Below are 11,398 nucleotides of genomic sequence, written 5' to 3' on the forward strand. Positions count from 1 at the left end.
TATTGACCACTTCATCACGGGTGAGCCTTGCGCTCCGGCGGCCGCTAAGCGGCTATGGCGAGAATATCAACTATCACCCCGCGTCAAATGTTTTGAGCCAATAGCCGGCGATCGATGGAGAAGCACACGTGGGCGACATCTGACGTGCACCTCCACCCGCCGAGACTGCGGTGAGATCGCGTTTCTTCGCCGAATCGCGATCTCACCGCAGTGTCGATGCAAATCGCACTCAGGTCACGGCAGGGCGCCGGGGCTGATCTCCTCCAGCATCTCGGTGACCAGCGCCGCGATCGGCGAGCGCTCACTGCGCAGCAGCGTGATGTGGGCGAACAACGGGTGCCCCTTGAGCTTCTCGATGACCGCCGCGACGCCGTCGTGGCGGCCGACACGCAGGTTGTCGCGCTGGGCGACGTCGTGCGTGAGCACCACCCGCGACCCGGAGCCCAGACGGGACAGCACCGTCAGCAGGACGTTGCGCTCGAGTGACTGGGCCTCGTCGACGATGACGAAGGAGTCGTGTAGCGAGCGGCCGCGGATGTGCGTCAGCGGCAGCACCTCGAGCATGCCGCGCGAGAGCACCTCCTCCAGGACCGCCGGGCTGGCCAGCCCCTCGAGGGTGTCGAACACCGCCTGCGCCCAGGGCCCCATCTTCTCGGCCTCGCTGCCGGGCAGGTACCCGAGCTCCTGGCCGCCGACCGCGTAGAGCGGGCGGAACACCACGACCTTGCGCTGTGTCCGACGCTCGAGCACCGCCTCCAGGCCGGCGCACAGGGCCAGGGCCGACTTGCCGGTCCCCGCCTTGCCACCCAGCGACACGATGCCGACCGACTCGTCGAGCAGCAGGTCCAGGGCCACGCGCTGCTCGGCCGACCTTCCCCGGAGGCCGAACACCTCCCTGTCCCCTCGAACCAGCTGCACCCGCTTCTCGGCCGTCACCCTGCCGAGGGCGTGCGAGTTACCGCCCAGCAGGCGAATACCTGTGTGGCAGGGTAGGTCTCGAGCCTCCGCGAGGTCGATCTCACCCTCGGCGAACAGGGCGTCCACCTCGTCGCCCACCACATCCACCTCGGCCATACCGGTCCAGCCGGAGGTGACGACGTCCTGGGCGTGGTACTCGTCGGCGGGCAGGCCGACCGCACCTGCCTTGACGCGCAGCGGAATGTCCTTGCTCACCAACGTCACTCGCTTGCCCTCGGCGGCGAGGTTGGCGGCGCAGGTGAGGATGCGCGCGTCGTTGGTGTCGGTCCGGAAGCCAAGAGGGAGCACTGTCGGGTCGCTGTGGTTCAGCTCGACCTGCAGTGTGCCGCCCTGCGTCCCAACGGGAATCGGCTCATCCAGCCGCCCGTGCTCGATCCGAAGGTCATCGAACAACCGCAGAGCCTGACGGGCGAACCAGCCGAGCTCGTGATGGTGTCGTTTACCCTCGAGTTCGCTGATGACCACCAGGGGAACCACCACTTCGTGCTCAGCAAATCGCGTGATTGCCCACGGATCAGACAGCAGCACAGAGGTGTCGAGCACATAGGTCCGAACGGACGATTCAGTCACGTGGCGCTCCTTGGCCTGCGCGACCCCGCGGAGGCCTCTCGGCGGACACCGCGGTACCAGGACCGGGGCCGGCCCTTCTCGAATCGAGAACCGGTACCAACCGGACAGCGAAGCAAGTTGCTAGCCATCGACAGCGACGCTACTCCCGCGCAAGCAGGTCCGCCTTTCGGCGCGCCGGAATCCGGATGTGACTACTGCGTGACGAACTGGCGAAGGTCAGGCTCGTCGGCCAGACCCCATGCCTGGACGCGATCGGAGATCACTGCGCGCAGGGCGTCGGCGTCGAAGATCCCGGCCTCGGCGACTTGGGCCACCTTGTCCTGGTAGGCGTCGATATCGCCGCCGACCGGCCCGAAGTCCGCGGCACGCGCGGCGATGGCGGCGACCGTCTCGTCCCGGTGCTCAGTCAGGCAGTGGGCCACCAGGTTGTGAAAGAACTGCTCATGGCGTTCCTCATCGGTGGCGATTCGGCCCATCAGACCCTTGAGCACCGGCTCCTCGATCTGCGCCTCGAGATTGCGGCAGAACACGGCGTGCGCCCGCTCCCAGAGAGCCATGAACGCCAGGGTCTCGATCTGGGTGTACGAGTCGGCGCGGTAGCCCTTCATCACGTGCTCGACGCGGACGTCCTCATTGGCCGACGGATCGATCTCGCGTGTCACCACGAGGTAGTTGCGCAGCACGATGGCGTGCAGGTGCTCCTCGGCGGTCCAGCGGCCCAGGAAGCGGCCCCACTGCTCGTCCAGGATGAAGTGGTCGACGAGCTCACGGTGGACACCCGCGAGGTTGTCCTTGTTGATGAGCAGGATCTCGAGGGCGTCGGTGACAGGCTTGGGCAGCGTGACGTCCGACGGCTCCCAGTCACGACCGCCGAGGAACGCGAAGTTCTCGCCCTGTTCCCACGGCACGTAATCGTGGCCGAACCAGAGGTCCTCGGTCGCGAGGTGCCGCTGCAAGTTCTCCGCCACGACGGGTTCCAGCTCAAGGGTCAGCGCGTTCGCTACCGGCTTCTCTGCCATGAAAGTAACTGTAACCCAAATTCACATGTTCTTGAAAATCGGGGGGGTCGGGCGTGTCCCGGAGCCACCCGAATGGCTCCGGAACCCGGCGACGGTTAGAGCGTCAGCCCCGGATACAGGGGGTTGGCGTTCAACAACTCGGCCGACGCCGCATGCACCCGATCGGCGGTGCCCTCGGCCAACAGGTACTTGGCCTTGGACGGCCCCGACGGACCCGCCGCGGGCTGGGTGTTGGACAGGACGTCGACGACCAGTTCGGCCACCCGGTCGAAGTCGGCGGCGCCGAAGCCGCGCGTGGTCAGTGCGGGCGTGCCGAACCGGATACCGCTGGAGTACCACGCGCCGTTCGGGTCGTTCGGGATCGAGTTGCGGTTGGTGACCACGCCGGCGTCGAGCAGCGCCGACTCGGCCTGGCGGCCGGTCAGGCCGAACGACGTGACGTCGAGCAGGACGATGTGGTTGTCGGTGCCGCCGGTGACCAGACGCGCGTCACGCTTCAGGAAGCCCTCGGCGAGCGATTTCGCGTTATCCGCGACGCGCTGCGCGTAACCCTGGAACTCGGGCTGACGGGCCTCGGCCAGCGCCACGGCCTTGGCGGCCATCACGTGCGACAGCGGACCGCCCAGCACCATCGGGCAACCCTTGTCGACGGCCGGGGCGTACTCCTCGGTCGCCAGCACCAGGCCGCCGCGCGGGCCGCGCAGTGACTTGTGCGTCGTCGTGGTGGTGACGTGGGCGTGGGGCACCGGATCCTCGTCGCCGGTGAACACCTTGCCCGCGACCAGACCGGCGAAGTGCGCCATGTCGACCATCAGGGTGGCGCCGACCTCGTCGGCGATCTCGCGCATCTTGGCGAAGTTCACCCGGCGCGGATAGGCGGAGTAACCGGCCACCAGAATCAGCGGCTTGAACTCGCGAGCTGCCGCGGCGACCACGTCGTAGTCGATCAGGCCGGTCTCGGGGTCGGTGCCGTAGCTGCGCTGATGGAACATCTTGCCGGAGATGTTGGGCCGGAAGCCGTGTGTGAGGTGGCCACCGGTGTCCAGCGACATACCGAGCAGGCGCTGGTTGCCGAGCTTGGCGCGCAGCTTCTCCCAGTCCGCCTCCGAGAGGTCGTTGACGTTCTTGGCGCCCACCTCGGCGAGTTCCGGGGCCTCGATGCGGGTGGCGAGGATGGCCCAGAACGCGACCAGGTTGGCGTCGATTCCGGAGTGCGGCTGGGCGTAGGCGTAGGGCGCACCGAACAGTTCGCGCGCGTGCTCGGCGGCCAGCGCCTCGACGGTGTCGACGTTCTGGCACGCCGCGTAGAAGCGGTGCCCGACGGTGCCCTCGGCGTACTTGTCGGACATCCAGGTGCCCATTGTCAGCAGCACCGCGGGTGAGGCGTAGTTCTCGCTGGCGATCAGCTTGAGCGAATCACGTTGGTCAGCAAGTTCTTTACGCGTCGCCGCGGCGACGCGCGGTTCGACGGACTCGATGACTCGAAGGGCGGCCTGGTAGGCCTCGCTAGCGGTAGCGGCGTACTCGGCGCCGGGGGCCACGTACGGCGTCGCGGAGGTGTCAGCGGTCATGACCTTCAGCGTAGTCGGGCTGCTACCGGCGGCTTATACGCCATAGCCCTCGTTGCCGTGGGTCAAGCGCGCAGACTCGACGGGATCAGCGGTTCGTCGAGCAGCCGGCCGAAGCGCTCAGTGACGGTGACGCCCTCGGGCCGGTCGTCCAGCCAGCCCCGCAGCAACCGGTAGCCCTCGACATAGGTGCTGGTGTAGGCCCGCCACAGGGGTGACGACAGGAATCGCATGGCCTGGCGTGCCCGCTCCTCGTTGACCAGCAGCCAGCGCTGCAGGAACGCGACCACCTCGTCGGCGTCACGGTGTTCGTCATGCAGCATCAGTGCGGCGTCCTGGCGGACGTCGGCCAGCGCGACCGATGCCGCGGAGATGGCCTCCGCGCGTTCACCGTCGAAGCGCAGTCCGAGGTCGGCGTACACCTCGGCGGCCCACGACCCCCAGTTCGGGCCGATCGCCGCGTGCAGGGCGAGGTCGGCGAGCCCCTCGGCCATCAGGCACTGCGGCGTGTTGACCAGGAAGATGGTCTGCTCGGCCTGCCCTTGGCCCTCGACGAGGCCGGCTTCCTTGCGGCAGTGCTCGGTGTGGTGTCCGGGGTAGGACTCGTGGGCGACCAGACGCGGCAGGTTCGACATCTGCTGTTTGAGGTCGGCGTTCACCGCGACGGTCGACCGGTAGTCGCCCTCGTAGTAGTTGAAACCCGACCACGGCTTGTCGGTGACCACCTCGTAGGTGATGGTCTCGGCGGCGGGCAGCGGGTAGTCGACCCGCACCCTGTCGCGCAGTGCGCTGGAGAAGGCGTGGATGCACTCCTCGAGGCGCGCGGGCGGAATCTCCTCGGCGGCGCGGTGGGCCTGCATCCGGCCGGCGAGCGATCCGCTGCCGCCGACCGCCTCCTCGAGCTTGCGGTGCGCCTCGCGGTAGCGGTCGGGGTCACCCTTGACGATGTCGACGTCGAAGTAGTCACGCACCTCCTCGACGAACCCGACGTCCTCCCCCGCGAACTTGCGCCCCGCGCAGGCCAGTGCCTTCAGATGCGCGGCGAGGTAGTCGGCGCGCGCCGGGTCCAGGCCGTCGACCCGCGGTACCTCGGCGAGCAGCCGCTGGGCCTCGCGGGCCAGCGCAGCGGGATCGGGGGTGGGTTCGGACTCGACGGCACGGCGCAGCGCGGGATCGCCGGTGAAGGAGTCCACGTAGCCCTCCTCGATGCGGTCGAATCGCAGACCAAGCAGCAGATAGTCGCGGATCACGGTGGTGGCGTCCATGCCCACAACCGTAAATGCAAGACTGGGTCCATGGCGCGGACGAGCGAGCCGAGTCCGTATGTCGAGTTCGACCGGATTCAATGGCGTTCACTTCGTATGTCGACCCCGCTCAAGCTCGACGAGAACGACGTCAAGGGCCTGCGCGGCCTGGGCGAGCAGCTCGACCTCCTGGAGGTCGAAGAGGTCTACCTCCCGCTGGCCCGGTTGATCCACCTGCAGGTGGCCGCTCGGCAGCGCCTGTTCGCCGCCACCGCGGAGTTCCTTGGCGAGCCCCAGCAGAATCCGGACCGTCCCGTGCCGTTCGTGATCGGCGTCGCGGGCAGCGTCGCGGTCGGCAAGTCCACCACGGCCCGCGTGCTGCAGGCACTGTTGGCGCGCTGGGAGCACCATCCGCGCGTCGACCTCGTCACCACTGACGGATTCCTCTACTCAAACTCCGAACTGGTGCGTCGAAACCTGATGCATCGCAAGGGTTTTCCGGAGAGCTACGACCGTCGCGGATTGATGCGCTTCGTCACCGCGGTCAAGTCCGGCGCCGACCAGGCATGCGCCCCGGTGTACTCACATCTGTTGTACGACATCGTGCCCGACGAGAAGCAGACGATCCGCCATCCCGACATCCTGATCCTCGAGGGCCTCAACGTCCTGCAGACCGGGCCCGCGTTGATGGTGTCGGACCTGTTCGACTTCTCCGTCTACGTCGACGCCCGCATCGAGGACATCGAGGGCTGGTACGTGTCGAGGTTCCTGGCGATGCGCGCCGGTGCCTTCGCCGACCCGCAGTCACACTTCCACCACTACTCGACGCTGACCGACGAGCAGGCGATTTTCGCCGCCCGCGACATCTGGCATTCGATCAACCGGCCCAACCTCATCGAGAACATCCTGCCGACTCGGCCGCGAGCGACGCTGGTGCTGCGCAAGGACGCCGACCACGCGATCAACCGGTTGCGTCTCCGCAAGCTCTAACCCCCTCCCACGACGCGATTTCGGCGCGCTACGGAGCGGTGACCGCTCCCTAGCGCGCCGAAATCGCACGGGGGCTAGGAGCGCATGCGGCGCAGCCCCAGGTACTGCAGATCGGCCATCACCAGCGTGTAGACACCACCCGCGAGCACGAACACGATGCCCGCGGTGGTCAGCGGCCACACCCCGGCCAAAACGACCGCGACGGCCGCGACGGTGAACAGCAGGTTGGCCACGATCACCCAGACGCCCGGCGTCCGCACCGCTGGCAGCCGCGACAGGCCGAAGACCGTGATGCCGTAGACGACGAAGAACGCGGCGAGGCCGTATTCCGCGGCGCGCGGAACCCCGGTGAACGACGACATGGGCCCGGCCGCGGCGGCCAGGGCGACACCGCCCAAACCGGTGCACACGGCGTCCAGGCGCAACGCGAAACGCAGGAACGAGTCGTTGGTGGTCACGCGAGAGGTGGTGGCGGTCATGGAACTTCCCTTCGGTTGTGTGGATGCGCTGCCTGTGTGGATGCGCTGTCGAAATAGACCGGCACGGGGTCCGTGCTCCGTAACCTCTTGCGGTTGCACGGGCCCCGCACCGGTTGGGCAGGAGTCACGCCAGACGGCGCACTCCGAGGTACTGAAGGGCCGCGAAGCCCAGCACGATCGCCACGGTCGCCAGCATCATCGCCACCCCTGCCGCGGTCAGGGGCAGCACTCCGATCGCGAGCACCGCCGTCGTCGCCACCGCGAACGCCAGGTTGGCGACGACGATGCCGACCCCGATGCGGCGAATGGCGGGAGCGGCCGCGAGCACGTAGAGCGCGACGCCGTACGCGACCAGCGCAGCGCCTGCGATCCACTCCGATACCGCCGACAGCCCCGACACCCGCGCCAGCGGGTCGGCGGCGAACGCAATGAGCAGACCGGTTCCTGCGCACAGTGTGGCGTCGGCTCGCATCGCGAATCGGAGCAGGGAGTCCGAACTGTCGGACAGGGGCCGGGTCCGGGTGCGGGTGGACAGGGTGGCGGTCATGGCGGGCTCCTCGTCGTTGAGGTGTGTCGTTCGAGGTGATGTCTGTGCGACACCTCAGACACTGCTCGCCGACCACTGCCAGATCGACACCGCTTGCTGCCAGACACTGCCAGCCGCAGGTCAGAGCACTATTGGTTGACGGGTACCGGTGTCCCGCGCAGGTCGGCGGCGATGACGCGCGCTGCCGCGTTCTGCCAGTTGTGCATCGAGCGCTGCGGCACCTCGGTGACGAACCACTGCCAGGCCTGCCGCGCGACGGGGTCCAGGCCCGCCGCGGTCGCGTTCTGCGCGTACGCCCGCACACCCACGACGTAGGGGAAGTAGAGCGAGTTGTAGTGCCGCCACTCCTCGGTGGTGCCGAAGTCACCCGCATCCCGCGGCTTGAGCGCCGCGATCCGATCGGCGAGCAGCGCCTTGAGTTCGTTTGCGCGCTCCAGCGGCTGATCGGGGGCGCTGCGTCTGGCCAGCCGCTCGTCGATGACGGGCAGCGCGGTCAACGGGCTCGCGACGAGCTTCGACAGATCCGAGTAGTGCCCCAGCGCGCGCCGTGTCAGCCGGGCGAAGGCGTCCTCATCGATCCCGGCGAGAGGATTGTCCGACCGCAATGGCAGCGCTGCCTCGGTGCGACGCAATGCGGCACGGTCGGCGCGCAGTTCCGGCGACCGGGAGAACGCCAACCGGTCGAGCACCCCGGCGAGCGGGTCGGCAAGCACGTTGATGCCGATCGCCACGGCGAGGCTGGTGAACAGCAGCACCGCCAGCGCGGTGTGCTCGTCGGTGACGGCCATACCGACGAGCACCTGGCCCCCGAACAGCACCGCGACGACAGTGCTGCCGACGAACGAGCGCAGCATGTCACCGCGCAGCGCCTGGCCCTCGTCGAACGAATCCCACAGCGCCACTGCGACACCGAGCAGCAGCACGTCGAACCCGGTGGACGCCAGCGCCAGCCAACTGGGCACCAGTCCCAGCGGGATCACCAGGATCGCGTTGCCCAGGGCGAAGAACAGGGTCGCCACCACCGCGACCCCCGTCACCGAGCCGGGCCGCCGTCCACCGACCAGCGCGCGCACCATTGCGCCCAGCGTCGCCAGCGAAATGACCCCGAACATGACCCAGTGGCCGGTGCGCAGCGGTCCGTCGACTCCACCCGCCATCGCCGCACCGGTGATCGCCAGCGCGGCGACGACGACGACCATCGCCACCTCACCCGCGCGGCTGCGCCAGGTGTCACTGGGTCTGGAGAGTTCGAGCAGCACGGCGAACCACGCAACGCCGGGGACGACGACGAGGAAGACCTCGATGTGGCCGAGCACGTCGGCGTGAGCGGTACTGGTGAGCCGCACCGCGTCCAGCGCCACCACAACGGCGAAGCTCGTCAGCCCCACCGCGGCCAGCAGCAGGACGGGCTTACGTGGGTCGCGCGCGAGGAGATAGAGCCCGAGCCACCAGCTCAGGGCGAAGACCACGGCGGACATCGCAGCCATGGGTCCAGTCTGTCACGGCTACGCGCCGTACAGGCGGTGCCTACACGCCGTACCTGCGGTGCCGCATGGTGTAGTCGCGCAGTGCACGCAGGAAGTCGACCCGGCGAAAGGCCGGCCAGTGCGCCTCGGTGAACCACATCTCCGAATAGGCGCTCTGCCACAGCAGGAATCCCGACAGCCGCTGCTCCCCCGAGGTTCTGATGACCAGGTCGGGATCGGGCTGACCGGAGGTGTAGACGTTCTCGGAGATGGCGTCAACGGTGACCGCATCGACCAGACCCTCACCCGTCACACCGTTGGCCAGTTCCTTGCTCAGCAACGCGCGGACCGCGTCGACGATCTCCTGACGACCGCCGTAGCCGACGGCGACGTTGACGGCCAACGCTCCCGGGGCCGCCGTCGCGATCGTGCCGTCGACGGCGTCGCGCAGCCGTCGGGCCGGTTCCTCCCCGAGCAGTTCCAGATCGCCGACGGTGCGCACACTCCAATGGTTGGCGGGTGCACAGATCTGCTCGACGACGTCGGTGATGATCTCGATGAGTGCGGACAGTTCGGCGGGATCGCGCTGCAGGTTCTCGGTCGACAGCAGATACACCGTCGCCATCTCGACGCCCGTCTCCTGGCACCAGCGCAGCATCTCGGCGATCTTCGCCGCCCCCACGCGGTAGCCGTAGCTGACGTCGTCATGGCCCGCGTCTCGGGCCCAGCGCCGGTTTCCGTCGCACAGAACGGCGACGTGACGGGGCAGTTCGGCCTTGGCGTGCGCCAGTTCATATCGGAGCCGCATCTCGTACAGCCGGTAGGCCGGTTCCTTGAGACGCGGCGGAATGAGATCCACGAAAATCAAGACTACTGTGACGGACGGGAACCCCCATGCCAGTTAGGGGAGGTGACATGGCTCAGATGAATACATCAGTCGACATGGCGGACGAGGCACAGCAGCCGCCGCCGCGTGCATACGCAGAGGACCTCCCAGAAGCGGTCGCCGATGGCGTCGCCCAGTTCCTGGGTAAGCCGCGGGCTCGTGGCTGGATTCACGTGTACTCCGCGATTGTGGCGACCATCGCAGGCGCCGCCCTGGTGTCGGTGTCGTGGTCGGTGGAGTCGACCCGGGCCGGCCTGGCGACGCTGCTCTACACGTTCACGATCGTCGCGATGTTCGCCGTCAGTGGCACGTATCACCGAGTGACGTGGAAGTCGCCAGCGGCGCGCACGTGGATGAAGCGGCTCGACCACTCGATGATCTTCATATTCATCGCGGGCAGCTACACGCCGTTCGCCCTTCTGGCACTCCCGTCGGAGAAGGGGATGGTGCTGTTCTGGATCGTGTGGGGCGGCGCGTTCGCGGGCGTGCTGCTGAAGATGCTCTGGCCCACCGCGCCGGCCTGGGTCGGCGTCCCGCTGTACCTGCTGCTGGGTTGGGTGGCCGCGTGGTTCATCGGGCCGATCATGGACGGCGCAGGTGTCGCAGCGGTGGTGCTGCTCATCGTCGGTGGAGCGCTCTACAGCGTCGGCGGGGTGTTCTATGGCCTGAAATGGCCGAACCCGTGGCCGACGACGTTCGGCCATCACGAGTTCTTCCACGCCTGCACGGCGGTCGCCGCGATCTGCCACTACATCGCGATGTGGTTCGCGGTCTTCTGAATTCGTACACCTTCCGGCCGACCGACGGTAGTTTAGGCGTGCGCCGCAGTTGTGGCTGCTGGCAATCGACGCGGCGCTGGGAATAGCGGCTACCCAACCTCCCCGACGTGCGGTGTCTGCGAACGGTATCGACGTGCGTAGGAGGATCGGTGAAGGCCATTGCGAGAGTGTTGGCGTTCGGGCTTGTCGAACTCGCCGTGTTCGGCCTGGTGCTGTTCGGGCTCGCCGGAACCGTCGACTACTGGCAAGCATGGGTTTTTCTGGTGGTGTTCGCCCTTTCGACATGGATCCCCACCATCTACCTGCTGCGCGCGAACCCCGCTGCGCACCAACGGCGCAAGCATGCGGGGCCGGTGGCCGAATCCCGCACGGTGCAAAAGCTCCTCATTGCCTGCTGGTACTCGTCGCTGGCGGCAATGGTCGTCGTGAGCGCTCTGGACCATCGCTTTGGCTGGTCGTCGGTGCCAGCGGCAGTCTGCCTGGTCGGCGATGTCCTGGTCGTCGTCGGACTGGGTGTGACGAGCCTGGTGGTCATTCAGAACGGCTTCGCGGCCTCCACCGTCCAGGTGGAGTCTGACCAGAAGGTCGTCTCCACCGGTCTGTACGGGCTGGTGCGTCACCCCATGTACACCGGCAACGTGATCACGATAATCGGGTTCCCCCTCGCGCTCGGCTCCTACTGGGGACTCGTCCCCGTCATTCCCGGCCTGATCGTGCTCATCCTGCGGATCCGCGACGAGGAGAAACTGCTCGTCGAGGAGTTGGACGGATACCGCGAGTACACGCAGAAGGCGCGCTATCGCCTTGTGCCACATATGTGGTGACCACCGCACCACCCGGGGGTGCGGTGGTCCATAGGTCTCCGGCTCGGG

11 protein-coding genes are annotated in these 11,398 nt (G+C 67.5%); 3 read left to right on the plus strand and 8 right to left on the minus strand.

From position 1 onward, the window contains the following. Positions 1 to 234: 234 nt before the first annotated feature. The 4 genes from phoH2 to ABIA65_RS08990 all read right to left on the minus strand — a co-directional run bounded on the left by phoH2 (position 235) and on the right by ABIA65_RS08990 (position 5,400). Positions 235 to 1,548: an RNA 5'-3' helicase PhoH2 gene (gene phoH2 / locus ABIA65_RS08975; RefSeq protein ID WP_241403652.1), complete on the minus strand. Its 1,314-nt coding sequence runs from the start codon at positions 1,546 to 1,548 to the stop codon at positions 235 to 237. Between the two features lie 191 nt (positions 1,549 to 1,739). Next, complete coding sequence (locus ABIA65_RS08980) at positions 1,740 to 2,567, minus strand: acyl-ACP desaturase (RefSeq protein WP_354523303.1); 828 nt, start codon at positions 2,565 to 2,567, stop codon at positions 1,740 to 1,742. A gap of 95 nt (positions 2,568 to 2,662) precedes the next feature. Next, a complete protein-coding gene (locus tag ABIA65_RS08985; protein ID WP_354523304.1) occupies positions 2,663 to 4,138 on the minus strand; it encodes a glycine hydroxymethyltransferase in 1,476 nt (491 codons plus the stop codon). 62 nt (positions 4,139 to 4,200) lie between these two features. Continuing rightward, positions 4,201 to 5,400, minus strand: coding sequence for a DUF885 domain-containing protein (locus tag ABIA65_RS08990; protein WP_354523305.1), 1,200 nt, complete (start codon positions 5,398 to 5,400; stop codon positions 4,201 to 4,203). 30 nt (positions 5,401 to 5,430) lie between these two features. Here ABIA65_RS08990 and coaA point away from each other — a divergent pair, with 30 nt between their 5' ends. Then, positions 5,431 to 6,369, plus strand: coding sequence for a type I pantothenate kinase (gene coaA, locus ABIA65_RS08995; protein ID WP_354523306.1), 939 nt, complete (start codon positions 5,431 to 5,433; stop codon positions 6,367 to 6,369). Positions 6,370 to 6,443: 74 nt separating this feature from the next. Here coaA and ABIA65_RS09000 read toward each other — a convergent pair whose 3' ends face one another. The 4 genes from ABIA65_RS09000 to ABIA65_RS09015 all read right to left on the minus strand — a co-directional run bounded on the left by ABIA65_RS09000 (position 6,444) and on the right by ABIA65_RS09015 (position 9,720). After that, complete coding sequence (locus ABIA65_RS09000; RefSeq protein WP_354523307.1) at positions 6,444 to 6,848, minus strand: hypothetical protein; 405 nt, start codon at positions 6,846 to 6,848, stop codon at positions 6,444 to 6,446. Positions 6,849 to 6,972: 124 nt separating this feature from the next. Beyond that, positions 6,973 to 7,395: a hypothetical protein gene (locus tag ABIA65_RS09005; RefSeq protein ID WP_354523308.1), complete on the minus strand. Its 423-nt coding sequence runs from the start codon at positions 7,393 to 7,395 to the stop codon at positions 6,973 to 6,975. 128 nt (positions 7,396 to 7,523) lie between these two features. After that, the gene (locus ABIA65_RS09010) at positions 7,524 to 8,882 is read right to left on the minus strand and encodes a hypothetical protein (protein ID WP_241403645.1); all 1,359 of its coding nucleotides are present in this window, start codon (positions 8,880 to 8,882) and stop codon (positions 7,524 to 7,526) included. Between the two features lie 40 nt (positions 8,883 to 8,922). Beyond that, positions 8,923 to 9,720: a (2Z,6E)-farnesyl diphosphate synthase gene (locus ABIA65_RS09015; protein WP_241403644.1), complete on the minus strand. Its 798-nt coding sequence runs from the start codon at positions 9,718 to 9,720 to the stop codon at positions 8,923 to 8,925. 65 nt (positions 9,721 to 9,785) lie between these two features. Here ABIA65_RS09015 and trhA point away from each other — a divergent pair, with 65 nt between their 5' ends. Then, on the plus strand, positions 9,786 to 10,526 hold the full coding sequence (gene trhA / locus ABIA65_RS09020; protein WP_241405511.1) for a PAQR family membrane homeostasis protein TrhA: 741 nt from the start codon (positions 9,786 to 9,788) through the stop codon (positions 10,524 to 10,526). Positions 10,527 to 10,675: 149 nt separating this feature from the next. Further along, positions 10,676 to 11,350, plus strand: a complete 675-nt coding sequence (locus tag ABIA65_RS09025; protein WP_354523309.1) for a methyltransferase family protein — start codon at positions 10,676 to 10,678, stop codon at positions 11,348 to 11,350. Positions 11,351 to 11,398 lie beyond the last annotated feature (48 nt).

The sequence above is a fragment of the Mycolicibacterium sp. 624 genome (assembly GCF_040548615.1).
In the GTDB taxonomy this organism is placed as follows: domain Bacteria; phylum Actinomycetota; class Actinomycetes; order Mycobacteriales; family Mycobacteriaceae; genus Mycobacterium.